The 25,412-nt window shown below is 53.5% G+C and carries 22 protein-coding genes and 3 tRNA genes; 11 read left to right on the plus strand and 14 right to left on the minus strand.

The features are described 5' to 3' along the window. Positions 1–5 precede the first annotated feature (5 nt). Entirely contained in the window at positions 6–1,202 is a 1,197-nt protein-coding gene (locus HUF19_RS10980) for an ABC transporter permease (protein WP_260996683.1), read from the plus strand. 100 nt (positions 1,203–1,302) lie between these two features. Here the strand turns inward: HUF19_RS10980 and HUF19_RS10985 are convergent. The 10 genes from HUF19_RS10985 to HUF19_RS11030 all read right to left on the minus strand — a co-directional run bounded on the left by HUF19_RS10985 (position 1,303) and on the right by HUF19_RS11030 (position 9,994). Then, positions 1,303–1,379: transfer RNA gene (locus HUF19_RS10985), tRNA-Pro, on the minus strand. A gap of 107 nt (positions 1,380–1,486) precedes the next feature. Further along, on the minus strand, positions 1,487–1,855 hold the full coding sequence (locus HUF19_RS10990; protein WP_260996684.1) for a MerR family transcriptional regulator: 369 nt from the start codon (positions 1,853–1,855) through the stop codon (positions 1,487–1,489). After that, positions 1,833–2,138 carry an integration host factor subunit alpha gene (ihfA, locus tag HUF19_RS10995; protein WP_015487305.1) on the minus strand — a complete coding sequence of 102 codons (306 nt, stop codon included), beginning with the start codon at positions 2,136–2,138 and terminating at the stop codon, positions 1,833–1,835. The genes HUF19_RS10990 and ihfA overlap by 23 nt, the downstream gene beginning before the upstream one ends. A gap of 1 nt (position 2,139) precedes the next feature. Next, positions 2,140–4,533, minus strand: a complete 2,394-nt coding sequence (gene pheT, locus HUF19_RS11000; protein ID WP_260996685.1) for a phenylalanine--tRNA ligase subunit beta — start codon at positions 4,531–4,533, stop codon at positions 2,140–2,142. A gap of 26 nt (positions 4,534–4,559) precedes the next feature. Continuing rightward, positions 4,560–5,564, minus strand: a complete 1,005-nt coding sequence (gene pheS, locus HUF19_RS11005) for a phenylalanine--tRNA ligase subunit alpha (RefSeq protein WP_145470290.1) — start codon at positions 5,562–5,564, stop codon at positions 4,560–4,562. 139 nt (positions 5,565–5,703) lie between these two features. Next, a complete protein-coding gene (gene rplT, locus HUF19_RS11010) occupies positions 5,704–6,057 on the minus strand; it encodes a 50S ribosomal protein L20 (protein WP_230331460.1) in 354 nt (117 codons plus the stop codon). Between the two features lie 21 nt (positions 6,058–6,078). Further along, positions 6,079–6,273, minus strand: a complete 195-nt coding sequence (gene rpmI, locus HUF19_RS11015; protein WP_145470287.1) for a 50S ribosomal protein L35 — start codon at positions 6,271–6,273, stop codon at positions 6,079–6,081. A 130-nt stretch (positions 6,274–6,403) separates the two neighbouring features. After that, positions 6,404–6,865 (minus strand): translation initiation factor IF-3, encoded by a 462-nt coding sequence (infC, locus tag HUF19_RS11020; protein WP_436317707.1) that lies wholly within the window; start codon positions 6,863–6,865, stop codon positions 6,404–6,406. Between the two features lie 83 nt (positions 6,866–6,948). Continuing rightward, positions 6,949–8,880 (minus strand): threonine--tRNA ligase, encoded by a 1,932-nt coding sequence (gene thrS / locus HUF19_RS11025; protein ID WP_260996686.1) that lies wholly within the window; start codon positions 8,878–8,880, stop codon positions 6,949–6,951. A gap of 115 nt (positions 8,881–8,995) precedes the next feature. Next, on the minus strand, positions 8,996–9,994 hold the full coding sequence (locus HUF19_RS11030; RefSeq protein ID WP_260996687.1) for an AraC family transcriptional regulator: 999 nt from the start codon (positions 9,992–9,994) through the stop codon (positions 8,996–8,998). Positions 9,995–10,120: 126 nt separating this feature from the next. Between HUF19_RS11030 and HUF19_RS11035 the strand changes: the two genes are divergently transcribed. From HUF19_RS11035 to HUF19_RS11045, 3 genes are all read left to right on the plus strand, one after another. Then, the gene (locus tag HUF19_RS11035; RefSeq protein WP_260996688.1) at positions 10,121–10,990 is read left to right on the plus strand and encodes a sterol desaturase family protein; all 870 of its coding nucleotides are present in this window, start codon (positions 10,121–10,123) and stop codon (positions 10,988–10,990) included. Positions 10,991–11,191: 201 nt separating this feature from the next. Next, positions 11,192–12,130 carry a GGDEF domain-containing protein gene (locus tag HUF19_RS11040; RefSeq protein WP_260996689.1) on the plus strand — a complete coding sequence of 313 codons (939 nt, stop codon included), beginning with the start codon at positions 11,192–11,194 and terminating at the stop codon, positions 12,128–12,130. A gap of 153 nt (positions 12,131–12,283) precedes the next feature. After that, positions 12,284–12,360, plus strand: a tRNA-Val gene (locus HUF19_RS11045). A gap of 103 nt (positions 12,361–12,463) precedes the next feature. On the opposite strand, the gene uvrB is transcribed toward HUF19_RS11045, so the two are convergent. Beyond that, on the minus strand, positions 12,464–14,494 hold the full coding sequence (uvrB, locus tag HUF19_RS11050; RefSeq protein WP_260996690.1) for an excinuclease ABC subunit UvrB: 2,031 nt from the start codon (positions 14,492–14,494) through the stop codon (positions 12,464–12,466). Positions 14,495–14,607: 113 nt separating this feature from the next. On the opposite strand from uvrB, the gene HUF19_RS11055 reads away from it, so the two are divergent. Beyond that, the gene (locus HUF19_RS11055; protein WP_301332385.1) at positions 14,608–15,792 is read left to right on the plus strand and encodes a pyridoxal phosphate-dependent aminotransferase; all 1,185 of its coding nucleotides are present in this window, start codon (positions 14,608–14,610) and stop codon (positions 15,790–15,792) included. A gap of 162 nt (positions 15,793–15,954) precedes the next feature. Here HUF19_RS11055 and hda read toward each other — a convergent pair whose 3' ends face one another. Both hda and HUF19_RS11065 read right to left on the minus strand, forming a co-directional pair. After that, positions 15,955–16,662 carry a DnaA regulatory inactivator Hda gene (hda, locus tag HUF19_RS11060; RefSeq protein WP_301332378.1) on the minus strand — a complete coding sequence of 236 codons (708 nt, stop codon included), beginning with the start codon at positions 16,660–16,662 and terminating at the stop codon, positions 15,955–15,957. Further along, positions 16,663–17,673, minus strand: a complete 1,011-nt coding sequence (locus tag HUF19_RS11065) for a DUF2066 domain-containing protein (protein ID WP_260996691.1) — start codon at positions 17,671–17,673, stop codon at positions 16,663–16,665. 264 nt (positions 17,674–17,937) lie between these two features. On the opposite strand from HUF19_RS11065, the gene purM reads away from it, so the two are divergent. From purM to dcd, 4 genes are all read left to right on the plus strand, one after another. Then, positions 17,938–18,990 (plus strand): phosphoribosylformylglycinamidine cyclo-ligase, encoded by a 1,053-nt coding sequence (purM, locus tag HUF19_RS11070; protein ID WP_260996692.1) that lies wholly within the window; start codon positions 17,938–17,940, stop codon positions 18,988–18,990. After that, the gene (gene purN, locus HUF19_RS11075; protein WP_260996693.1) at positions 18,987–19,661 is read left to right on the plus strand and encodes a phosphoribosylglycinamide formyltransferase; all 675 of its coding nucleotides are present in this window, start codon (positions 18,987–18,989) and stop codon (positions 19,659–19,661) included. The genes purM and purN overlap by 4 nt, the downstream gene beginning before the upstream one ends. A 45-nt stretch (positions 19,662–19,706) precedes the next feature. Continuing rightward, positions 19,707–20,507: a DUF3108 domain-containing protein gene (locus tag HUF19_RS11080; protein ID WP_260996694.1), complete on the plus strand. Its 801-nt coding sequence runs from the start codon at positions 19,707–19,709 to the stop codon at positions 20,505–20,507. A gap of 70 nt (positions 20,508–20,577) precedes the next feature. Continuing rightward, on the plus strand, positions 20,578–21,159 hold the full coding sequence (dcd, locus tag HUF19_RS11085; protein WP_260996695.1) for a dCTP deaminase: 582 nt from the start codon (positions 20,578–20,580) through the stop codon (positions 21,157–21,159). Between the two features lie 55 nt (positions 21,160–21,214). Here the strand turns inward: dcd and HUF19_RS11090 are convergent, their stop codons facing one another. Continuing rightward, entirely contained in the window at positions 21,215–22,714 is a 1,500-nt protein-coding gene (locus HUF19_RS11090) for a hypothetical protein (protein ID WP_260996696.1), read from the minus strand. Positions 22,715–22,959: 245 nt separating this feature from the next. Between HUF19_RS11090 and HUF19_RS11095 the strand changes: the two genes are divergently transcribed. After that, a tRNA-Asn gene (locus tag HUF19_RS11095) sits at positions 22,960–23,035 on the plus strand. Positions 23,036–23,192: 157 nt separating this feature from the next. After that, a complete protein-coding gene (locus tag HUF19_RS11100; protein ID WP_260996697.1) occupies positions 23,193–25,100 on the plus strand; it encodes a polysaccharide biosynthesis protein in 1,908 nt (635 codons plus the stop codon). The last annotated feature ends 312 nt before the right edge of the window (positions 25,101–25,412 follow it).

Raw genomic sequence — 25,412 nt, forward strand, 5'->3', positions numbered from 1 at the left:
GCCCAATGCACAGCACTGACTGGTTACATCTGGTGTTTTCCTCCGTGCGCTACAACCCGCTGAAAAGCCTGCTCACCGCGCTTGGCATCGCCATTGGTATTGCCGCCGTTACCCTGCTGACTTCGCTGGGCGAAGGCGTACGCATGTATGTGATGGATAACTTCTCACAGTTTGGCACCCGCATTATTGCCGTCAGTCCGGGCAAGAACGACACCGCCGGTATGGGCGGTGTGCTCAACTCGGTACGCCTGCTGACCATGGAAGATTACCGCAGCCTGATTAACCTGCCCTACGCCGAACACGTGGTCGCCAGCGTGCAGGGCACCGGCCCAATTGAATTTGGCGAGCGGGTACGCAACACCGATATTTATGGCACCACACCGAGCATGGTACAGGCCTGGGATTTTCCGCTGGCCAGCGGGCGCTTTCTGCCCGAAGCCCAGGGCGGTAATTCGCGCGCCTTTGTTGTGCTTGGCCATAAGGTCTGGCAGGAATTATTTAAAGGCAGCAATGCGCTGGGGCAGTTTATCCGCGTTGGTGGTCAGCGCTTTCGCGTCATTGGTGTGATGAAACCCAAAGGCAGCATGCTCGGCTTCGACCTCGACGACATGGTCTACATTCCCGCCGACCGCGCACTGACACTGTTTAACCGCGAAGGATTAATGGAAGTAGACGTGGTGTTCTCCGCCGCCACCACCTCAGAAAATATGCGCGACATTGTGCGCAAACGGCTCATCGAACGCCACGGTCAGGAAGACTTTACCATCGTCACTCAGGACGAAATGCTGGAAAGCCTGAACAGCATTCTGTCGGTGCTGACCATGGGCGTTGCCGCGCTCGGCTCCATCTCATTACTGGTCGGCGGCGTCGGCATTTTCACCATCATGACCACCAACGTACGCGAGCGCACGCCGGAAATCGGTCTGCTGCGCGCCATTGGTATTTCCCGCCGGCAACTGCTCAGCCTGTTTCTTGGCGAGGCCGTCTTATTATCGGTTATTGGTGCCCTCGCCGGCATGTTTGGCGCCCTCGCCCTGCTCGCCATCACCGGTTTAATAATGCCGGACTTCCCGATACAACCCAGCCCGCTGTACCTGATGATTTCCCTTATTTTTTCCGCACTGATTGGCTTAATGGCCGGCATGGGTCCGGCCTGGCAGGCGGCTAAATTAAGTCCGATTGAGGCGCTGAGGGATGAATAAAAGCGGGATAAAAAAGATTTATTATTAAGCGCTGTTCAGTGCAATAAAATAAAAAAGGCCAGTCATCGCTGACTGGCCTTTTTATAGGAATTCTGGAAATTGGTCGGGACGGCGGGATTCGAACTCGCGACCCCTTGCACCCCATGCAAGTGCGCTACCAGGCTGCGCTACGCCCCGACACATGTTCAGAAACGAGCTGAAAAGCCCCTTAAGAACGCGCTCAAGTATACTTAAGCCACTGAAAAGTTAAAGATTTTTTTAGAATGCGGGACTGTGCGGGAGGCTCAGGAACGGTTGTCCGGGCTGAGTAAATCGGCCAGTTCTTTAAGCTCGGCAATCATGTTTTTGATGAGTGCCTGATCCATCGCCACGGCATTGGATTCACCCTCTTCACTCAGACGCTGACGCGCACCACCGATGGTGTAGCCTTCGTGGTAGAGCAAGGCGCGGATTTCACGCACGAGGATCACATCCTGACGCTGGTAATAACGGCGGTTGCCACGGCGTTTCACCGGACTGAGTTGTGGAAATTCCTGTTCCCAGTAACGCAGAACATGAGGTTTCACATCGCACAATTCGCTCACTTCACCGATGGTGAAATAGCGCTTGGCGGGGATGGGGGGAAGTTCGTTATTGTGGCTGGGTTCCAGCATACGCCTCTACCCGAACCTTAAGTTTTTGCCCCGGCTTAAAGGTCACAACGCGACGGGCGGAGATAGGGATTTCTTCGCCTGTTTTTGGATTGCGACCCGGCCGTTGACGCTTATCACGCAGGTCGAAGTTGCCGAAACCCGACAACTTCACCTGCTCATTACGGCTTAAGCTATCGCGGATCTCATCAAAAAAGAGATCCACCATATCTTTCGCCTCGCGCTTGTTGAGACCAAGATCTTCGAACAGTTTTTCTGCCAGTTCTGCTTTGGTCAAAGCGGTCATGCTAACCCCTTAGCGTTGCTCCCAAGCTCTCTTCAAGATGAGCCAGTACTGATGAAACAGAATCGTTCACTTCTTCATCAGTTAATGTGCGCGAAGGATGCTGCCAGGTCAACCCCAAAGCCAGACTTTTTCTATCTGGATCAATGCCTTTGCCGACATACACATCAAACAGGTTGAGCTTTGTCAGGTAATCCCCTGCTTTCGCACGGATTGCCTGTAAAACCTGATCAACCTGCACATCCTGAGCGACCACCAGAGCCAGATCGCGGCGCATTTCCGGGAACTTCGACAATTCGGAGAAATCCGGAATCGCAATCTCACGCACTGCCGCCAGATCCAGCTGCACCAGATACAGCGCCTGCTTAACGCCCAGAGGCTTCTGCAGGCTCGGATGCAGCGCACCCATTACGCCAACTTCCTGCCACTGACCGTCCGCGTCGAGCTTTTCGATGCGTGCAGTCTGGCCCGGATGCAACGCCGGATGGCTTGCCGCGACAAAACGGTAGCGGCTCAGCTGACCGGTACGTGCCAGCAGGGATTCCACATCGCCTTTGGCATCAAAGAAATCGACGCCGGCATCGGTATCAGCCCAGGACTGCGGCAGACGATTGCCCGTCAGAGCAAAAGCCAGTGTCGGAATCTGATCCAGCTGGCCATCGGCCTGTGGCACAAAGCGCAGGCCGGTTTCGAACAGACGCACACGCGGCTGCTGACGTTTGAGGTTGTAGCTGACCGCCTGTACCAGACCGGCGAGCAGATCGGTACGCATCACCGACATTTCTGCCGAAATCGGGTTCAGCAGTGCAATCGGTGCATGGTCAGGGTCCATGGATTTCTGCAGCTGAGGTTCAACAAAGCTGTAGGTAATGGCTTCCTGATAACCGCGTGCCACCAGATGACGACGCAGATCACCCATGCTCAGGCGGTTTTCAGCCACGCGCGCCAGCGGCGAGGCCGCACTTGGCAGACGCACCGGCAGGCGCTCGTAACCGTAGATACGGGCCAGTTCTTCGATCAGGTCAGATTCAATCGCCATATCGAAGCGGTAGCTTGGCGCAACCACATCCCAGCCATCGTCGGTCGCAGTCAGCTGCATACCCAAACGGGTGAGGATGTCTTCAATTTCGCTATCGGCCAGCTTCAGGCCCAGAATCAGCTCGGCACGGGCACGACGCAGGTGAATGGTCGGCGCTTTTGGCAGATGCGCTTCACTTGCCACTTCCACCACAGGGCCGGGCTGACCACCGCAGATATCCAGCAGCAATGCTGTCGCACGTTCCATGGCTTTGGCCGCCAGATTGTAATCAACACCACGCTCAAAGCGGTGGGAAGAATCGGTATGCAGGCCATAGTTACGGGCACGGCCGGCAATCGCCAGCGGTGCAAAGAAAGCTGCTTCGAGCAGCAGATCCTGCGTATCGTCCGCCACACCGGAGTGCTCACCACCCATAATACCGGCAATAGCCAGCGGCTTGGCGTGGTCGGCAATCACCAGAGTGTCGGCGTTCAGTTCAACGTCCTGACCATCGAGCAGCGTCAGTTTTTCGCCCTGCTCGGCCATACGCACACGAATGCCACCGTCAATCTGTTTCAGATCGAAAGCATGCATCGGCTGACCCAGCTCCAGCATCACGTAGTTGGTAACATCGACCACCGGATCAATGGAGCGGATACCGCCACGACGCAGCTTTTCCACCATCCATAATGGTGTAACGGCTTTTACGTTGACGCCTTTGACGATACGGCCCAGATAACGCGGGCACTGCTCGGCTGCCGAGACTTCGATGGCAGGTTTGTCATCGATGGCAGGCGCTACAGCGTTAACGACCAGCTCGGTCAGATCGGCTTTGTTCAGTACGCCCACTTCACGCGCCAGACCGGCCATGCTCAGGCAATCGGCGCGGTTCGGGGTCAGATCCACTTCGATGATGGCATCATCGAGGTTCATATATTCGCGGAAATCGGCGCCAACCGGTGCATCTTCCGGTAATTCCATCAGACCATCGGAGCTTTCGGCCATACCCAGCTCGGCTTCGGCACACAACATACCGAAGGACTCGACGCCACGCAGCTTGGCTTTCTTGATTTTAAAGTCGCCGGGAAGCACCGCTCCGATTTTCGCCAGCGGGATCTTCAGGCCGGTACGGACGTTCGCCGCACCACAGACAATCTGGAAGGTTTCATTGCCATCGGTCACCTGACACAGACTGAGTTTGTCGGCATCCGGGTGTTGTTCGCGGCTGACTACCTGGCCCACCACAACGCCGGAGAACATACCGGCAACGGCTTCTACGCCGTCAACTTCGAGGCCAGCCATCGTTACCTGGGCGGCCAGTTCTTCAGTGCTGACAGCCGGCTGCACCCACTCGCGTAACCATTGTTCGCTGAATTTCATGTTGTACTAAATCCTGTAATAAGCGATTAACGGAACTGCTGCAGGAAGCGCAGATCATTTTCGAAGAACAGACGCAGGTCGTTAACGCCGTAACGCAGCATCGCCATACGCTCCATTCCCATACCAAAGGCAAAACCGGTGTACTCTTCCGGATCGATGCCTACATGGCGGAACACCTCCGGGTGCACCATGCCGCAGCCGCCAATTTCCAGCCAGCGGGTTTTGGTGCCTTCCGGGGTTTCAATCACCCATTCAATGTCGATTTCTGCAGAGGGTTCGGTAAACGGGAAATACGACGGACGCAGGCGCACCTTGATGTCTTTTTCAAAGAAGGCGGCCATAAATTCCTGCAGAATGCCTTTCAGGTCGGCGAAGCTGACGCCCTTATCAACCAGTAACCCTTCCATCTGGTGGAACATCGGGGAATGGGTCTGATCGTAATCGCAGCGGTAAACACGACCCGGGCAGATAATGCGCAGCGGCGGTTGCTGGGCTTCCATGGTGCGCACCTGTACCGGCGAGGTATGGGTACGCAGCAGGCGTCCGGCGTCAAAATAGAAAGTGTCGTGCATAGCACGCGCCGGATGGTGCGACGGAATATTCAGCGCTTCGAAGTTATGGAATTCGTCTTCGATTTCCGGACCTTCCATCACCTGGAAGCCGGCACCGGCAAAAAAGGATTCGATACGTTCGATGGTGCGGGTAACAGGATGCAGACTGCCTTCCTGCATTGCTCTGCCCGGCAGAGTAATGTCGATGGTTTCAGCGGCCAGTTTGGCATCCAGAGCGGCACTTTCCAGCAGTTGTTTACGCTGGCTGATTGCATTTTCAACCTGGTCTTTGGCTTCGTTGATGATCGCACCCATTTTCGGACGATCTTCCGGCGCCACGCTGCCAAGGTTTTTCATCAGGGAAGTGATTTCCCCTTTTTTGCCCAGAAATTGAACCCGTACCTGATCCAGCGCCGCTACATCTTGCGCTTCACTTACGGCGGCCAGGGCTTGCTGTGTCAGGGCCTCAAGGTTTTCCATCGTTGCTATCCATCAATTGACGTCAGATTGACAAAAAAATAGGGGAATCACCTAGATTACCTAAGCTCATCCCCTATTTCGCAGGCGTTGGTCAGAGCTTACACACTGACCATTACCGTTTTCCGGCTAAGCGGTGAAATTACAGGCTGGACTTGGCTTTTTCAACCAGAGCCGCAAACGCTGCTTTTTCGTTAACCGCCAGATCAGCCAGTACTTTACGGTCAATTTCAACAGCGGCTTTTTTCAGGCCGTTGATGAACTTGCTGTAAGACAGACCGTTAATACGTGCACCGGCGTTGATACGCGCGATCCACAGCTGACGGAACTGACGCTTACGCTGACGACGGTCGCGGTAAGCATACTGACCAGCTTTGATCACAGCTTGTTTAGCTACACGGAATACACGGCTACGCGCACCGTAATAACCTTTAGCCTGCTTCAGAATTTTTTTGTGACGACGACGAGCGATCACACCACGTTTTACACGAGCCATAGTTTATCTCCTGAATACCGATTAAAGATTAGGCAGCATGCGTGCTACCAGCTTAACGTCAGAGGCGTGAACCTGAGACATACCGCGCAGATGACGCTTACGCTTGGTGCTCTTTTTGGTCAGGATGTGGCTACGGAACGCACAACGGTGTTTGAAGCCGTTCGCGGTCTTCTTGAAGCGCTTGGCTGCGCCGCTCTTAGTTTTGATTTTAGGCATTTTGTTACTCCAAAAGGTTATGGTGCATACAGAAACTAAGACCCTGTATAACACCTGCCATAACGAGCAGTCGGTAGAACGCATAAACCCGGCATTAAGCCGGGGTTATGTGATTCATTTAGGAACCAGACTACTTCTTCTTACCCGGGGCGATGACCATCACCATTTGACGGCCTTCCATTTTCGGGTGTTGTTCCACAGTGCCGAGTTCCTTCAGGTCCTCTTCAATGCGTTTCATCAACTCCATCCCGATATGCTGGTGAGCCATCTCACGACCGCGGAAGCGCAGAGACACTTTCGCTTTATCACCACCCTCAAGGAAACGTGTCAGATTACGTAATTTAATCTGATAATCACCTTCTTCAGTGCCCGGACGGAACTTCATTTCCTTAATCTGGACCTGATGCTGGCGTTTTTTGGCTTCGGCTTTTTGCTTCTTCTCTTCGTAAAGCTTCTTACCGAAGTCCATCACCTTACATACGATCGGATCGCCATCTGAAATCTGTACCAGATCCAGGGCTGCTTCTTCCGCCATACGCAAAGCGTCTTCAATACTGACGATACCAACCTGGCTTCCATCGGCGCCGATCAAACGTACCTCGGTTGCACGAATTTGATCGTTAATGGCAGCTCGATTGTCTTGACGGCCGCCCTTTCTGTTATCGCGTCTGATGATCAGTTCTCCATTCCAAACCGTCCGCGCTGTGCAATGCTGCCTTCTAAGAGTTCTATAAAGGCATCGATGCTCATTACACCCAGGTCTTCACCTTTACGGGTACGCACAGCGACGGTGTTTGCTTCTACTTCTTTATCCCCTACAACCAACAGGTAGGGTACCTTGTGCAAAGTGTGCTCGCGGATTTTAAAGCCGATCTTCTCGTTTCTCAAGTCCGCAACGGCCCGGAAGCCTTTTGATTTCAGGTTTTGGGCCAGATTCTGACAATATTCACCCTGATTGTCGGTGATATTGAGAACCGATACCTGCTGCGGTGCCAGCCATGGCGGCATCGCACCCGCATAGTGCTCGATCAGAATTCCGATAAAGCGCTCGAAAGAGCCCAGAATCGCCCGGTGCAGCATCACTGGTGTTTTACGCTCGCCGTCTTCATCGACGTATTGAGCACCAAGACGCTCCGGCAGCATGAAATCGAGCTGCACAGTACCACACTGCCAGACGCGGTTTAAGCAATCACGCAGTGAGAATTCAATTTTAGGACCATAGAAGGCACCTTCGCCCGGCTGCAGCTCCCACTCCAGACCCGCATCGTTGAGCGCGTCTTCGAGTGCCGCTTCAGCCTGATCCCACAGGGAGTCATCACCGATACGGCCTTCCGGACGGGTGGACAGCTTCATTTCCACCGCATCGAAGCCGAAGTCTTTGTACACAGCCAGAGTCAGCTTGATGAAGTCAGAGGCTTCCTGACGGATCTGCTTTTCCGACACAAAAATGTGTGCATCGTCCTGGGTAAAGCCACGCACACGCATAATGCCGTGCAGTGCACCGGACGGCTCGTTACGGTGACAGGAACCGAATTCTGCCAGACGCAGCGGCAGGTCGCGGTAGCTCTTCAGCCCCTGATTGAACACCTGAATATGACACGGGCAGTTCATCGGCTTAACCGCGTAAGTACGCTTCTCAGACTCAGTGGTGAACATGGCATCGCCATAGTGTTCCCAGTGGCCGGATTTTTCCCACAGGGTACGGTCAACTACCTGCGGTGTTTTGATTTCCTGATAACCGGCATCCTGCTGCACTTTGCGCATGTACTGTTCCAGCACCTGCCACATAGTCCAGCCATTCGGGTGCCAGAACACCATACCCGGCGCTTCTTCCTGCAGGTGGAACAGGTCCAGCTGCTTGGCCAGTTTACGGTGATCGCGTTTTTCCGCTTCTTCGATACGGGTGATGTAGGCCTTCAGATCTTTTTTGTCGTTCCAGGCAGTACCGTAAATACGCTGCAGCTGTTTGTTCTGCGAGTCACCACGCCAGTATGCACCGGACACACGCATCAGCTTAAATACACGCATAACACGGGTATTCGGCACATGTGGACCACGACACATGTCGATGTATTCTTCGTGATGATACAGACCAACGGCCTCTTCACCTTTCTGAATCAGGTCGTCAATCAGCTCAACTTTGTAATCTTCGCCACGGTCAACGAAAACACGACGCGCTTCTTTAATCGGCGTCATTTTCTTGATGACTTCGTAGTCTTTCTTGATCAGCTCACCAACGCGTTTTTCGATGGCGGTGACGTCTTCCGGGGTAAAAGGACGCTCGAACTCGATGTCGTAATAAAAGCCGTTATCGATAACAGGACCGATTGCCATTTTTGCTGTTGGGTACAGCTGCTTTACCGCATGTCCGACCAGGTGCGCAAAAGAGTGACGGATCACTTCCAGACCTTCTTCATCGCGACCGGTGATCAGTGTGATATTTGCGTCTTCGGTGATCAGTTCACAGGCGTCCACCAGCTGGCCATTAATACGGCCACATACCGTTGCTTTTGCCAGACCGGGGCCAATATCTTCGGCCACCTGCAGCAGTGTTACCGGCTGGGCAAATTCGCGTTTGGAACCATCAGGAAGGGTAATAACAGGCATATCAGATCCTTGTCAGTGGTGGCCCCCACGACAGGCCACATGAATAAAAAAAGAGGACGTACTCTACAGACCGCGCCGCGTGCTGTAAACCGCGGGTTTTATCACGCCAGCAACCTCAGCTCCGGTGCAGCCACTGGCGCGGCGATAATCCGCTTTCACGCTTAAACGCCCGGCTGAAGGCGCTCTGCTCGGAATAGCCCAGCAGCAACGCAATTTCGCTGTGGGTCAGGCGACCTTCACTCAGATATTCTTTCGCCAGCTGCATACGCGTTTGCGCCAGCACCTCTTTAAAGGCCAGCTGGTACTCTTCCAGACGACGGAATAATGTGCGCTCGGAAAGATGCAGCAAGCGCGCAACTGTACGCGAGGTTGGTTCGCCACTCTGTAAGGCTTTCAGCAGTGCGGTACGCAGGCTCTGCACAAAGCTTTCGCTCTGCGGCAGCACATCCATTAATGCCTGAGCCTGCTGCTCCAGCAATTGCTTTAAGCCGGCATTGTGGTTATTGACCGGCAACGCCAGATATTCCGGTCGGATCAGAATGGCGGTTTGCGCCTGCTGAAACAGCACCTCACAGCCCAGCGTCTGGCGATAGGGTTCAGTATCGGCCGGCTCGGCAAAAGAAAAATGCACCACCTGCGGGCTTAAATCGGCCCGCGCTGTCATCTGACGGATAAAGGTCAGCATCCCCACCACCAGCACCTCATCCGACAAGCGCGACGACGGGCCGTAGTCGGTACTCCAGCTCAGACGCAGACAACCATCCTGCAGGCTGGCTGTTGCCCGGTCGCCATCGTGCAGCAGCCGCTGATAACGCTGAAAACCCTGCAGAGCGTCAGCCACCGTTTCACTCGACAGCAACAAATAACCCAGTACGCCGACAAACTCCGGCCGCACCAGCTGCCCCAGCTCCAGACCAATATGACGCTGCGGATAACGCTGCTGCAAACGCTCAAGCAGTTCCCACCACTGGCTGAAGCTGATGCGACTGTCGGCCGAAAAGCCCTGCAGATAGGCATATAAGTCGCAGCGGGTATCGCCCTCCTGTTCAAGAAAGCAACGCGCCAGACCTGCCAGATCACCACTGACCTGCAGCTGCGCCAGCATTGTCATCATGCCCTCCTCTCTTTGTTACGGCCCACCTTGGCAGAGATTGTCAAAACAAAGGCAGATAATGTCAATTCAGAACCAAAGCAACGCACTAAAGTAGAACGTCACAACAACAATAATAAGGAGCCAGATATGCAGGATGTTCTGCACGCCCTGTTTTTCGTCGTCGCCTTTGGCGGCCTGTTTCTTGGCGTTATGCTGGCGGAATACTGGTATGCCCGCCGTCAGGGAAAAACCGGCATTTACCATGCACGCGAAACCCTCGCCAACCTGACCACCGGCTTTTCCTACAAACTGGTCGATGGTATTGCCATCGCGCTGTTTATTCAGGCGTTCTATTTGTGGGTGTACGACTACGGCCTGCAATGGAATCCGGAGCTGTCTGTTCTCAGCGTGCTGGCGCTGATTGTGTTTATCGACTTCTGCTTTTACATCAACCATGTACTGATGCACAAAGTGCGCTGGTTCTGGAATGTGCATGTTACCCATCATTCGTCTGAACATATGAATTTCTCCACTGCGCTGCGCCAGAACTTTACCTTTGCCCTGTCCGGCTCCTGGCTGTTCTGGTGGATTCCGGCGGCACTGATTGGCTTTGATAAAAACTGGGTTCTGCTCGCCATTGAAGGCAATCTGGTTTATCAGTTTTTTATGCACACCGAGCAGGTGCGTAAGCTCGGCTGGCTGGAAAAATTTATGAATACCCCGTCACACCACCGCGTGCATCACGGCAGCAATCCGAAGCAGATTGATACCAACTTCGGCGGTATTTTTATTGTCTGGGACAAACTGTTCGGTACTTTCCGGGCAGAAGATGACGCCGGCGAGATTAAATACGGCGTCACCCGCATGCCTGCCAAACCTTACAATCCCTTTTATTTACAGGTACACGATTGGGTCGACATGTTTAAGGACGTGTGGCGCTATAAAGATCTGCGGATTCTCTACAAACACCCCGACTGGGCACAGCAGCAATACGGCCGGCAGAATGATATAAAGTGATAACGCTCAAAGGGGGCTCCGGGCATTCACTCAAGGCTACAGCCCCCTCCGGCATACGACTGCAACAACGCCGCCGGCCATTACGGCCAATAAGGACAGAGCGAAATTCTCTGGCCAGCATTGCCGCATCAGCCACAGCCGTCTAAGCTCATTGCTGTATTAGCCAGCCTTTCTGACATGACTAAGCCTCCTGAAACAAACATGAACAACACCCCGGACGCCTCACAAGAGGCGACTCAGGGGGCTGCCGTTGTCACCGTTCTGAACAGCCTTGATGCACTGATTTATGTCGCCGACATGTCGACCTATGAGCTGCTTTTCATCAACGATTATGCCCGCCAGAAATGGGGCGAACCCGGTAACAAACGCTGCTGGGAATATCTGCAGAAAGATCAGCAGGGCCCCTGTACGTTCTGCACCAATCATAAACTGCTGGATGAACAGCAGCAGCCAACCGGGGTATACGTCTGGGAATTCCAGAACACTCAGAACAAGCACTGGTATCAGTGTCGCGATGAAGCCATCCGCTGGATCGATGGTCGTCTGGTACGTATTGAAATTGCGACCGATATCTCCGACCGAAAACGTATGGAGCAGGAACTGGAAGCAGCCCGCCGCGAAGCTGAATATCTGGCCGGCACCGATGCCCTGACCCGGCTGAATAACCGCCGCGCCTTTTTTAAACTGGGCGAACAGGTTCTGAAAGAGGCACAGCGCTTTGGTCGCCCGACGTCCATCATCATGTTTGACCTCGACCACTTTAAGCAGATCAACGATACCTGGGGACACAGTGCCGGTGATGCCGTCTTACAAAGGGTTGCAACGCTGGCCGAAGCAACCATAAGGAATGCGGACATTCTGGCCCGTATTGGCGGCGAAGAGTTTGCCATCCTGCTGCCACAGACCGATATGCCGCAGGCACGCATACTGGCCGAGCGCATCCGCCAGACGCTGGACAGCGATACCCTGTTAATCAACGGCACAGACATTCATGTTCAGGCAAGTTTTGGCATCAGCAGCTGCGAGCATTGCGACGATCTGACGCTGGCCGGCCTGCTGAATATTGCCGATGAACAGCTCTACCTTTCCAAACAGCATGGTCGCAACCGTATATCGGTACACCAGATCAGCAAGCCTTAACATCACCAACAGCAGTGCCCCGCCATCCCCTGGCGGATGCAGAGCACTGCGCAGGTGATTGTTTTTCAAGCACTTATCGCGCAGAAATTCGTTTAACAAACAAGAAAAGCACTTGCACCCGCGAAAAGGCATCGTTAATATACGCGCCACTTCAGGACTATAGCTCAGTTGGTTAGAGCGCTACCTTGACATGGTAGAGGTCGCCAGTTCGAATCTGGCTAGTCCTACCAGAATTAAAAAAACCGGCCTCTGGCCGGTTTTTTCGTTTCTGCACTTTGCTTCAGTTCTGCACGTGGCTTTTTATCAGACTGCGTCAGTGAAACAAGAACAGCCTCAGCTGTTCTCGATCACCTTATTTTTCATCTGATGCAATAAGTCACGCAGACGCGCCGCTTCTTCAAAATTAAGATCTTTCGCCGCTTTAAACATCTGATCTTCAACTTTAGCCACGCGCTTAACCAACTCAGCGGCAGACAATGCCTGCCAGTCATCCGCCGCATAACCGGCCTGATCTTCAGCCACTTTACGCCCACGGGTCTTGCCTTTGCCTTTCTTACCCGGCGGTGGCGCCGCTTCGAGAATGTCTTCCACCGACTTGGTCACCCCAACCGGAGTAATGCCATGCTCGGTATTGAAAGCCACTTGCTTTTCACGGCGGCGGTCGGTTTCATCGATGGCTCTCTGCATCGAATCGGTCATGCGGTCAGCGTAAAGAATCGCTTTACCATTCAGGTTACGCGCAGCCCGGCCGATGGTCTGAATCAGCGAGCGCTCGGAACGCAGGAAGCCTTCTTTATCGGCATCGAAAATCGCCACCAGCGACACTTCCGGAATATCCAGACCTTCACGCAATAAGTTAATACCCACCAACACGTCAAACTCGCCCAGACGCAGGTCGCGGATAATTTCCACCCGCTCAACCGTATCAATATCAGAGTGCAGATAACGCACGCGGATACCCTGCTCGAGCAAAAACTCGGTCAGGTCTTCGGCCATGCGTTTGGTCAGCACGGTAATCAGAATCCGCTCGCCGTTGGCGACGCGCTCGCGCAATTCATGCAGCACATCGTCCACCTGGCCGGTGGCCGGACGCACTTCAATTTCAGGGTCAATCAGACCGGTCGGACGCACCACCTGCTCAACCACAGCATCCTGATGCTCTTTTTCATAATTACCCGGCGTCGCCGAAACAAAAATGCACTGCGGCACAATGGCTTCCCATTCTTCAAAGCGCATCGGCCGGTTATCCAGCGCCGACGGCAGACGGAAACCAAACTGCACCAGGGTTTCTTTACGCGAGCGGTCACCGCGGTACATACCGCCGATCTGCGGAATGGTCACATGGGATTCATCGACAAACACCAGCGCATCATCGGGAATATAATCAAACAGCGTTGGCGGTGGCGCGCCCTCTTCACGTCCGGATAAATAGCGCGAGTAGTTTTCGATACCGGAGCAATAACCCAGCTCCTGCATCATCTCGATATCGTAACGGGTACGCTGCTCCAGCCGCTGCGCTTCCACCAACAGATTATTATCGCGGTAATACTGCAGGCGTTCTTCCAGCTCGACCTTAATACCTTCAACCGCATCAAGGATGCGCTGGCGGGGGGTCACATAGTGGGTTTTCGGATAAATAGTTACCCGCGCCAGACGGTTCAGCACCTCACCGGTCAGCGGGTCGAAGCTGCTGATCTGTTCCACTTCGTCGTCAAACAGCTCAATACGTACCGCTTCGTCGTCGCTTTCCGCCGGGAAGATATCAATCACATCACCGCGCACCCGGTAAGTACCGCGATGAAAATCCATATCGTTACGGGTGTATTGCAGCTCAGCCAGACGACGCAGCACGGTGCGCTGATCAATGCGGTCACCACGCACAATGTGCAGCATCATTTTCAGATAGGAGTCCGGATCACCCAGACCATAAATCGCCGATACGGTGGCCACAATCACCGCATCGCGGCGCTCCATCAGCGCTTTGGTTGCTGACAGCCGCATCTGCTCAATGTGCTCGTTAACCGAAGCATCCTTATCGATAAAGGTGTCGGACGATGGCACATAGGCTTCCGGCTGGTAGTAGTCGTAGTAAGAAACGAAATACTCAACCGCGTTATTGGGGAAAAACTCTTTAAACTCACCGTACAGCTGGGCCGCCAGGGTCTTGTTATGCGCCATGATAATGGCCGGGCGCTGACACTGAGCGATGACATTAGCCATGGTGTAGGTCTTGCCTGAACCGGTCACACCCAGCAGGGTTTGCTTCAGCAGACCGGCATTTACACCACCGACCAGCTGACGGATGGCTTCCGGCTGATCACCGGCGGGAGAATATTTGGCAGAAAGCTCAAATGCCTTGCTCATCAGGATTCCAGTTATAGGTTAAATCAAGTAGCATTATACGGTTTTTTTTACCGGCAGGACTTGGCGCTTTACGCCCGTTTCTGCCGCCGACCATCGCGTTATTGAGGATACACATTTTGGATCTGCAATTGTCTGATCGCGTTCAACAGATCAAGCCCTCCCCAACACTGGCCGTGACTAACCGTGCTGCCGAACTCAAGGCTGCAGGCAAAGACATTATTGGCCTGGGTGCCGGTGAGCCGGATTTCGATACCCCCGAGCATATCAAGCAGGCGGCGGTTGAGGCTATTAACAACGGCTTCACCAAGTACACCGCGGTGGACGGTACTCCGGGTCTGAAGAAAGCGATTATTAACAAGCTGCAGAAAGACAATGGCCTGAGCTACGAAGCCAACCAGATTCTGGTGTCCTGCGGCGGCAAGCAGAGCTTCTTTAACCTGGCTCTGGCCTACATCAATCCGGGCGATGAAGTGGTTATTCCGGCGCCATACTGGGTTTCTTACCCGGATATGGTTGTGATTGCCGGTGGCGTACCGGTGGTTATCGAAACCGATGAAAGCACCCGCTTTAAAATCACCGCCGAGCAGCTGGAAGCATCGATCACCGCTAACACCAAACTGGTGGTACTGAACAGCCCGTCCAACCCGTCCGGTGTGGCTTATACCGCTGACGAACTGAAGGCCCTGGGCGCCGTTCTGAAAAAGCATCCGCAGATCATGATCGCCACCGATGATATGTACGAGTACATCTGGTGGGCAGATTTTGCCTTCGAAAACATCCTCACCGTCTGCCCTGAACTGTACGACCGCACCATCGTACTGAACGGTGTATCCAAGGCGTACAGCATGACCGGCTGGCGTATCGGCTATGCCGCCGGTCCGGCCAAGCTGATTGGCGCGATGAAGAAGGTACAGTCGCAGAGCACCTCTAACCCGACCTCCATTTCTCAGGTCGCAGCAGAAGCGGCACTGAATGGCGGCCGCGATTGCGTTCTGCCAATGGTTGAAGCCTTTAAAGAACGTCACGACTACGTGGTGAAAACCCTGAACGAGATTCCGGGCTTCAGCTGCATCCCGGCCGACGGCGCTTTCTACGCATTCCCGAATGTCAAAGGCGCGATGGATAAAGCCGGTATCGATAACGATGTCGACTTTGCCGAAAAACTGTTGCTGGAAGCCGGTGTCGCGCTGGTTCCGGGTTCTGCCTTCGGCTCACCGGGTTATATGCGCCTGTCATTCGCGACCAGCATGAAAACTCTGGAAGATGCCCTGAACCGCATCAAAAAAGCACTCAGCTGAGTGCTTTTACGACACGTTTAACGCATATAAAAAAACCGCCTGCTGGCGGTTTTTTTATGTCTGCTGTTCACCTGACTCCCACGCTCTGCGTGGTAGCCCTTACTGGCGCAGTTGCATTTCCACGCGGAGCGTAGGAACGAGGAAATATCAGCAAAAGGCCACTTACCAGCCCATTTCCGCCTTAATAAAAGGAATGGTCAGCTTACGCTGGGCCGACAAAGAAGCCTGATCGAGGGTTTCCAGCAAATCAAACAATCCCTGCATATCACGCGGACCACGGGTCAGAATAAAGCGCGCCACTTCATCACTCATATTCAGACCACGGCGTTTGGCGCGCAGCAACAGCGCCAGCACTTTATCGTTATCTTCCAGCGGCTCGACCTGATACACCATGCCCCAACTGAGGCGGGATGAGAGATCGGGCAGCTGCACACCGATATGACCCGGCGCCTGACTGGCGGCAATCAGCAGATGCCCCTGACGGTCGCGGATACGGTTAAATAAATGGAACAGCCCCTCTTCCCAGTCCGGACGACCGGCAACGGCCTGAATATTATCCAGCGCAACCAGCGGTAACTGCTCCATCGCATCGAGAACTGCCGGGCTGTATTCCACCAGTTCGTCCAGCGGCAGATAGACGCTTTGATGCCCCAGCCCTTCAGCATAATGGCAGGAAGCCTGCAGCAGATGGCTGCAGCCAACGCCCGGCGCGCCCCACAAATACAGATAAGGCTCGCCATGTACCGTCCACTGCTGCTGCAGCGCTTGCACGATCTGCTCGTTCGGGCCGGCGTAATAGTTCGCAAAGCGCGCATCATCGCGCACCGCGACCGAGAGGGTCAGTTGTTGATGATGATCCATGGTCTGCATTTATGGCTGCCAGCGAAAAACCTGCTCCTGCTCCGTGGCGAGCAGGCGCTTATCCAGGGCCAGAGTACTCCAGACCTGCGCCCAGTCGGCCGCCAGATCCAGCTCCAGTGTTAAATCCTGCTGATTAACCGCCAGCACACGTACCGAATTCACCGCCACATTGGCGTTAAGATAACTGATCACATCGTGATACTGGCGGAAATTCTGCACGCCCTGAATCATCAGCTGGTGACCACCGGCAATACCATCGCTGCGCAGGGCATAACGTGCAGACAGAAAGCCAGCCACCTGATCGGCCACCTGCAGCAGCACGGCATTCACATCCTCACCTTCAGCCTGCAGATCGAGCCAGTCACCCTTATGCTGAATAAAGCCCTGATAAAGCCAGCCATTATCGCGCCCCGGAGACAAACGCCCGGCTATAAAGGCATCGGCGGCGTAACGGGCAGAGGCTTTTTGCACGTCGTCTTTAAATAAACCCCACAGGCGCTCTACTGGCAGAATCAGCTCGTCTTCCAGATCCTGCGCCGGCCATAACAGAGGAATACCGCGCTCACTCATGGCGCGCTCAAGCCGTGCCCGCCAGGCGCCGCTGTTCTGGTTCAGCGCCTTGCGCTGCAACTCATCTTCAACGCCCTGCCACAGCAATACCAGCGGACGGCTTTTACCCCATACCGGCTGCTGCGCGTCTTTTAACAGGGAATCGATCAGGTTCTGGGCAAATAACACTTCCAGCAGCAGACTGTCGTCGGCTTCGTCGCGGCTGTAGCGAAAACTTTTTACATAACGGTCGGCATTGGCCGCCGCTGCCTGTACTGTCTCATTCTGCACACTCGCCGTCTGGCCGGAGACCTTCACCAGCACCTGCTGCAGCGCATCCTGAATACCGCTCTGGCGGCTGTCCTGCGACTGATCGGTAACCGGCACACGCACCTGATACAGGTCAGAGACGGTCACTGCATGACTGCCAAGGCTTAGAAACAACAATAAAATCAGACTGGCTGCACGCACAGACAGGTTCCTTACAGCTGAATATTTAAATCGGGCGGTATTGTGCCACGAATGTTCAACATAACCACTACTGCGTCCGAAATTGTGCCGCAGGCCGCAAAATAAGAATGTGCCTTCCGGCATCTTTCCTCACAGCACGCCCGCGAAAATCTGACCACACAGACAGCTTTCAGCCGCTCTCAGATTTGCTCATTTCCATGATGCAGGACGGCGCACAAATCGTTAGAATACGCGCCTTTCTATGGGCCACCCAGTGACGACGGCATGAGTGAACAACAATCCCTGAGCTACAAAGACGCTGGTGTCGATATCGACGCCGGAAATGCATTGGTCGAACGCATCAAAGGCGTTGCCAAACGTACCCGCCGCCCGGAAGTGATGGCCGGACTGGGTGGTTTCGGCGCCCTGTTCGAGCTGCCACAGGGCTACCGCCAACCGGTTCTGGTATCCGGCACTGACGGTGTAGGCACCAAGCTGCGCCTGGCAATGGATCTGAAAAAACACGACACCATCGGTATCGATCTGGTTGCCATGTGTGTCAACGATCTGGTAGTTGCCGGCGCTGAGCCGCTGTTTTTCCTCGACTACTACGCCACCGGCAAACTGAACGTGGACGTAGCCGCCGCGGTTGTCAGCGGTATCGGTGATGGCTGCGAGCAGGCCGGAGCCTCTCTGGTTGGTGGTGAAACCGCCGAAATGCCGGGCATGTACGAAGGCGAAGACTACGACCTGGCCGGTTTCTGCGTCGGTATCGTTGAGAAAGACGACATCATCGACGGCTCCAAAGTAAAAGCCGGCGACAAGCTGATCGCGATGGCATCCAGCGGCCCGCACTCCAATGGCTACTCGCTGATCCGTAAGATTATCGAAGTATCTGGTGCCGACCTGAGCGCCGATCTGGATGGTCAGCCGGTTGCTGATGCACTGATGGCGCCAACCCGCATTTATGTGAAATCCGCACTGAAGCTGATTAACGCCTCTGACGTACACGCTATGTGCCACGTAACCGGCGGCGGTTTCCAGGAAAACATTCCGCGCGTTCTGCCTGACGACTGCAAAGCCGTTATTGATACCAACAGCTGGAAATGGCCTGCGGTTTTTGAATGGCTGCAGAGCAACGGTAAAGTGGCTACCGCAGAAATGTTCCGCACCTTTAACTGTGGTGTCGGCATGATTGTCGCGCTGCCGGAAGAAAAAGCCGATGCCGCTATCGCCCTGCTCAACGCCGAAGGCGAACAGGCGTGGCTGATTGGTGAAATTCAGGCCAAAGACGACGCCGACGAACAGGTTGAATTTACCGGTAACCGCAGTCTATGAACGACAGCAGCACCCACGATAAGCCTGCTGTACCGCGTATCGTGATTCTGATCTCCGGCAGTGGCAGCAATATGGTTGCCATTGCCGATGCCATTAAAAGTGGCAGTATGGAAGCCGAAATCGCCGCGGTTATCTGTAACCGTCCGGAAGCGGCGGGCCTGCAGAAAGCCCGCGACCGCGACCTGCCGGCCTCCGTACTGGATCACAAAGAATTCAGCAGCCGTGAAGACTTTGACCGCGCACTGATGGCAGAAATCGACGAACATGCCCCCGATCTGGTGGTGCTGGCCGGATTTATGCGCATTCTGACGCCGGATTTTGTCGCTCATTATCATGGCCGCATGCTGAATATTCACCCGTCATTACTGCCGAAATATCAGGGCCTGCATACCCATCAGCGTGCCCTTGATGATGGCGAGAATGAACACGGTGTGACGGTGCATTTTGTGACCGAAGAGCTGGACGGCGGACCGAACGTGATTCAGGCGGTTGTACCGGTTTACGACGGTGACGATGCTGCCAGCCTGCAAGCGCGCGTACAAATACAGGAACACATAATTTATCCGATTGCGGTTAAATGGTTTGTTGAAGGCCGCCTGACCATGGCCGGCAACACTGCCCGCCTGGATGGAAATGTGATTCCCGCGACCGGATTGCAACTGACGTCCTGATTTTGCTCCGATATACTGTTGGCCAAACGGATTTGGCTGACCTCTATGATTTCCTCTTTATATTCCCGCCTGCTCGCTTTTACCCTGCTTGTCTGTACACCCTTTTCTTTTGCCACTGCCGCAGAAAAAACAGACGCCAAAGCAAAACCTGTCAGCATAGCTGCAAGCGAAGTGACACTCCTTAAGCCTTTTTCCGCGCACTACAAAACAGAGTGGAAACTCGGCTGGTTCAGCATTGACGTTGAAGCCAAGCGCAGTTTGCGCCAGCTTGCCAGTGGCCATTGGCTGTTAACCTTCGAAGCAGAAACCAGCGCCGCAGCTTTAAAAGAAACCTCCGAATTTAATCTTCACAACGGCCGGATAACACCACTGGCCTATCACTACCGCGCCAGCGGCCTGTTTAACGAACCCGACCGTACACTGCTGTTTTCTCCGGAACTGAAACTGATTAAAGATCTGGAAAACAACAAAGACTACCCGAAGGCATGGGAACATGAGGTTCATGACAACCTTACCTATATGCTGCAGGCCAGTCTGGATCTTGCTCAAACCGCGCCACAGCAAAGTGATTATGAAAACGGCCTGCACGGCAAAGAACTGACATACCCGGTGTTTGAGAAAAAACGTGTTAAAGAGTTCCAGTTCAGAATTATCGGCGAAGAGCAGCTGAGTACACGGATAGGTAAGCTGAAAACCATCAAGGTTGAACAGATACGTCAGAAAAAAGGGCGCGAAGTCTTTGCCTGGTTTGCCATCGATCGTGACTACCAGCTGGTACGTCTGGTTGACAAGGAAAAAGGCAAAACACGCTATCAGATTGATATTACCGACCTCAAAGACGGATAACTCACCGTCTTCGCCCAACTGTGCTTTTCAGGTAAACTGCCTGCTCTTTTGACTCCACAGGAAGCACAGCATGCGACTCAGCGACGGCGATATTGAACAACGCATTGCCGATGGCAGCATTGTTATCGATCCACAGCCAGCCAGCGATGCCATCGCCGGCATCAGCGTAGACCTGCGCCTCGACCACCGCTTCCGCGTATTCAACAACAACTCAGTGACTCACCTCGACCTGTCCGGTGACCGCATTCAGCTTGAACGCGACATCAACCGCATCATGAGTAAAGAGATCGAGATTGAAGCCGATGACGCTTTGTTTATTCACCCGGGCGAACTGGTGCTGGGCGCGACGCTGGAATCGGTCAGCGTACCCGAAGATCTGGTTGGCTGGCTGGATGGCCGCAGCTCCCTCGCCCGCCTCGGCCTGATGGTGCATGTGACTGCCGGACGGATTGATCCGGGCTGGCAGGGGCAGATCGTGCTGGAGTTCTATAACAACGGCAAACTGCCACTGGCACTGCGACCGGGGATGGTGATCTGTGCCATGTCGTTTGAGATGCTTTCAAGCCCGGCACTGCGTCCTTATAACAAACGCGAAAATGCCAAATACCGCGACCAGAAAGGCGCCACCTTCAGCCGCATAGCGAAGGACTGATTCTCAGGCAACACGCATAAAAAAGCCCGGTAAATTCCGGGCTTTTTTATATCATTCAGCTGCGGTTTTTATTCCTGCTGGAGATCATCGCCGCACGCATCAGCGCCAGCATCACACCCAGCATGCCACCAAGAATAATGCCCAGTGTCAGGTGTGTGCCTATCTTTCTGCCCACCTGTGCACTACCACCACGAACAACAGGTGCCGCATCGGCAACAAACAGATGTCCGCCACTCTGCAAGGTCTGCTGACGGTAAATAGCAATAAAACGATCCAGCTGCTGCTGAATAGTATTCAGACTGGTTTCAACGCCAGCCAGCGAGCCGCGCAGGATTGCCTGAGAATCCAGGTTGCCATAATTCTTGTTGTCAGTACCGGTCAGAATGGCAATTTCTTTTTCCAGCCCCAACAATTCCTCGGTCGCAGCAGTACGGCGCTGAAACAGATCCTTGCGCATTTCGACATCACCAAGCTTATTGCCCAATGCCAATAACGAATCCAGAAACGACTCATCAAACTGCGCTCCGGAAGACTCATTGCTGCCCGCCGTTTTGTTCAGATCCTGTGCGCTGGTACGAGACAACTGATTTAACGCCGCATCATAAGAGGCAACCAGCTTGGTCAGACGCTCATGTTCCAGGCGCAGTAAACGCTGGCGGGAAAACAGACGCACCATAATCGCAGGATCTTTTGCTGCCAGCTCAGATGAGTTGGAGTAGGCAAATTCGCGCAGCGGGCCAATTTCGCTTCCCTCCAGCATCAGTAACTGCCGGCGAATATCATCCAGGGTGCGGCCATCCACCACCAGACTGCCTGTGCCCGGAAACTCCGACAGCTTAGCCACGGCCAGCTGCAACGATTCCAGATACGAGGTTGCGCTGTCGTATACATCAATAATGTTCAGATTGTCTGCGGCACTGAATGCCTGCAATGGCCGTTCAATATCGGCATTCATCAGCCCACGCTCGGTGGCCAGCTGCGCCCAGGCATCAACTACAGCCGCAACCGCCTGCTCAGCTTCAGCAGCGGTAATCCCTGCGGTCTGAAGGTTCAGGCTGAGAGTCAGCGAAGCATGGGATTTTTCACGCAGCTCTTTCAGCGCTGACTCGGCGGCGGCACGCATTTCCGGAGGGGTTTTGCTGTTTACCAGCAGTTCATTCAGCTTTTCTTCGGTCGCCCGGTACAGTGAGTTGGAATAATATACATCCAGGGATTTTGCCAGCTGCTCAGCAGAGACCGTAACCCTGCCCTGCGTCTCAACAGCGTTCAGTACGGCCGGGGTAATAATGTCACGCGGGCTGAACACCCGGCCATTGGGGTATTTATCGCCATTCAGAAAGGTCAGCGTAATGGGATAATCAACGCTGTGCGGCACCGCAAACGAAGCTCTGGCAAAGTGAAACATCAGTACGGCAAGTCCCACACACAGTGCAACACCCAACACCAGCCCACGCTGACGCCAGATATTACGGAACAGATCCGTCAGATTAACTTCATCTTCCATACCAATAACAGGGCTTACTGCCGCAGGATTAACGGGGTGTTGCTGACTCATACGAGCTCCATTCTATAAACAAAACCTGCACACGCCTGAAAGATTCAGAAATGCCCAGCCATTCAACTCACAGCCACTAAGGATAGTCTCAATTGGTTACATTTAAGGTACCAGAAAAACAAAAAGCCGACGACAAGCAAAAGTTCTCCGCCAAAGAACAAAATCCTCAGTAAAAGCCAATAAAATCAAACAGATGCTTGACAGCCGAAATCCGCATCAGCATAATGCGCATCACTTACTGATGTTCCCCGATAGCTCAGTCGGTAGAGCAGTAGACTGTTAATCTATTGGTCGTTGGTTCAAGTCCAACTCGGGGAGCCACTTCAGTAAGATCCCGCCAAAGATCTTCCCAGTCTCTAATTGAGACAAAACTCAAAAAACATCCGATAAAAAAGCCAGAATTTACAGAGTATAACCGCAAATTTTCTGCGTATGCTGCTAAACTTTCGTGTCTAATAACCAGATGATTTTTGGCCATATGATCAACTTTTTGCTGAATGCTTCGCGTCCCGTTAAGCGCATTATTTCTGTCACTTACGATTTTATTGCCGTTCCTTTTGCAATTTATCTCGCCCTTGCACTGCGCTTTGGTAGCGTAACACCAAACGTAGATAACGCCGTTATTTCAGCAGCACTGATCACAACACTTATTACTTTAATTACCTTCGTCAAATTAGGCCTGTACCGCGCGGTTGTACGTTTTATGACTGGCCAGGCGTTTGTCAGACTGGCTCTGGGAATTGCCATATCGGCCATCACTCTGGCCAGCAGTTCTTTTTTTACCCATGCCGGCCTGCCACGTTCAAGCCTTATTATTTATTGCTTCACCGCCTTTGCCGTACTGGGAACACCGCGTCTTTTTATCCGCAGCATTGTCACCCAGCTGGGCCGGTCAAAATGCGAACCGGTATTAATTTATGGCGCAGGACAACAAGGGGTTGCACTCGCCAATGCATTAACCGGCAGTGATCACTACCGTACCTTTGCTTTTATTGACGATGATAATAAAAAGCAGAATATGAATATTCAGGGTCTGAAAGTTCATGCTGCCGATGAAATCAAAAAACTGACGGAACTTCACCAGATAAAAAAAGTCCTGCTGGCTCTGGGCAGAACCAGTATCGCCGAACGCAAACGGCTGATTGAGAAACTGGCTGACAGCAAACTGGAAGTACTGACCGCTCCATCTGTTAATGACATTATCAGTGGCAAAGCGCGGATTGAAGAAGTGCGCGAAGTTGAAATCGAAGATTTACTCGGCCGTGATTGCGTTACTCCACGCAGCGAACTGCTGCAAAACAATATTCACAATAAAATTGTACTGGTTACCGGTGCAGGTGGTTCTATCGGTTCTGAGCTTTGCCGGCAAGCCCTGCTGCAACAACCAAAACAACTCATTCTGTTTGAACTGAACGAGTACAGCCTGTATGCCATCGAGCAGGAGCTGCAACAACTGAGCAGCACCCATCATATCGATACTGAAATTATTTCCATCCTGGGCTCGGTACAAAAACAGAATCGTCTTGAAGCTATCTTCCGCACCTTCGGTGTACAGACTATTTATCATGCTGCTGCGTACAAACACGTACCTATGGTCGAGCATAATGTGGTTGAAGGTGTGCGCAACAATGTATTCGGCACCTGGTACTGTGCAGAGGCTGCGATCGCCGCCGGTGTCGAACGCTTTGTATTAATTTCTACCGATAAAGCCGTACGCCCGACCAATGTAATGGGCGCATCTAAACGCATGGCCGAATTGATTTTACAGGCACTGGCTGAACGCCAGCGCGATACCCTGTTCTGCATGGTACGTTTTGGCAATGTGCTGGGCTCATCCGGCTCGGTTGTGCCCTTATTCCGCAGACAGATTAAAGAAGGCGGCCCCATTACGGTTACGCACCCGGATATTATCCGTTACTTTATGACCATTCCTGAGGCCTCGCAGCTGGTCATTCAGGCAGGGGCCATGGGTAAAGGTGGCGACGTATTTGTACTGGATATGGGAGAGCCGGTAAAAATTACCAGCCTGGCGAAGAAAATGATCCGGCTATCAGGTTTAACAGAAAAAACCGAGCAGAACCCTCATGGTGATATTGAACTGCAATTTACCGGTTTGCGCCCCGGCGAGAAGCTCTACGAAGAGCTGCTGATTGGCGACAATGTAGAAGGCACTGATCACCCACGTATTATGACTGCAAATGAAGTGCACTTGTCCTGGCCTGAAACCCACAATTTACTGAACAGACTGGATAAAGCCTGTCACGAATTCCGCGTAGAAGACGTGATTAACTTATTACTCGAAGCTCCGGCTGCCTACAGTAAGCAGGGAGAATCACCGGACTGGGTGTTAAATGCATCTTTAAATGCATCAAAAACACTTAAATAAGCTTTCTCGTTCCTACGCTCCGCGTGTGAATGCAACTGTCCCGCAAGGGCTACCACGCAGAGCGTGGGAGCCAGATGTTACCTTTTCCCGTTCCTTCGTTCCTCGTTCCTACGCTCCGTGTGGGAATGCAACTGTACCCGCAAGGGCTACCACGCAGAGCGTGGGAGCCAGGTGTATTTTCTCGTTCCCACGCTCCGCGTGGGAACGCAACTCCTACGCTCCGCGTGGGAATGCAACTGTACCCGCAAGGGCTACCACGCAGAGCGTGGGAGCCAGATGTACGCAGAGCGTGGGAGCCAGGTGATTTTTTCT

It is taken from the genome of Thalassolituus hydrocarboniclasticus (genome assembly GCF_025345565.1).
Taxonomy (GTDB): domain Bacteria; phylum Pseudomonadota; class Gammaproteobacteria; order Pseudomonadales; family Oceanobacteraceae; genus Venatoribacter; species Venatoribacter hydrocarboniclasticus.

Coding starts and splice junctions, on each gene's coding strand:
- HUF19_RS10980 (WP_260996683.1), top strand. CDS start 6: ATGCACAGCACTGACTGGTTACATCTGGTGTTTTCCTCCGTGCGCTAC.
- HUF19_RS10990 (WP_260996684.1), bottom strand. CDS start 1,855: ATGCTGGAACCCAGCCACAATAACGAACTTCCCCCCATCCCCGCCAAG.
- ihfA (WP_015487305.1), bottom strand. CDS start 2,138: ATGACCGCTTTGACCAAAGCAGAACTGGCAGAAAAACTGTTCGAAGAT.
- pheT (WP_260996685.1), bottom strand. CDS start 4,533: ATGAAATTCAGCGAACAATGGTTACGCGAGTGGGTGCAGCCGGCTGTC.
- pheS (WP_145470290.1), bottom strand. CDS start 5,564: ATGGAAAACCTTGAGGCCCTGACACAGCAAGCCCTGGCCGCCGTAAGT.
- rplT (WP_230331460.1), bottom strand. CDS start 6,057: ATGGCTCGTGTAAAACGTGGTGTGATCGCTCGTCGTCGTCACAAAAAA.
- rpmI (WP_145470287.1), bottom strand. CDS start 6,273: ATGCCTAAAATCAAAACTAAGAGCGGCGCAGCCAAGCGCTTCAAGAAG.
- thrS (WP_260996686.1), bottom strand. CDS start 8,880: ATGCCTGTTATTACCCTTCCTGATGGTTCCAAACGCGAATTTGCCCAG.
- HUF19_RS11030 (WP_260996687.1), bottom strand. CDS start 9,994: ATGATGACAATGCTGGCGCAGCTGCAGGTCAGTGGTGATCTGGCAGGT.
- HUF19_RS11035 (WP_260996688.1), top strand. CDS start 10,121: ATGCAGGATGTTCTGCACGCCCTGTTTTTCGTCGTCGCCTTTGGCGGC.
- HUF19_RS11040 (WP_260996689.1), top strand. CDS start 11,192: ATGAACAACACCCCGGACGCCTCACAAGAGGCGACTCAGGGGGCTGCC.
- uvrB (WP_260996690.1), bottom strand. CDS start 14,494: ATGAGCAAGGCATTTGAGCTTTCTGCCAAATATTCTCCCGCCGGTGAT.
- hda (WP_301332378.1), bottom strand. CDS start 16,662: ATGCAGACCATGGATCATCATCAACAACTGACCCTCTCGGTCGCGGTG.
- purM (WP_260996692.1), top strand. CDS start 17,938: ATGAGTGAACAACAATCCCTGAGCTACAAAGACGCTGGTGTCGATATC.
- purN (WP_260996693.1), top strand. CDS start 18,987: ATGAACGACAGCAGCACCCACGATAAGCCTGCTGTACCGCGTATCGTG.
- HUF19_RS11080 (WP_260996694.1), top strand. CDS start 19,707: ATGATTTCCTCTTTATATTCCCGCCTGCTCGCTTTTACCCTGCTTGTC.
- dcd (WP_260996695.1), top strand. CDS start 20,578: ATGCGACTCAGCGACGGCGATATTGAACAACGCATTGCCGATGGCAGC.
- HUF19_RS11090 (WP_260996696.1), bottom strand. CDS start 22,714: ATGAGTCAGCAACACCCCGTTAATCCTGCGGCAGTAAGCCCTGTTATT.
- HUF19_RS11100 (WP_260996697.1), top strand. CDS start 23,193: ATGATCAACTTTTTGCTGAATGCTTCGCGTCCCGTTAAGCGCATTATT.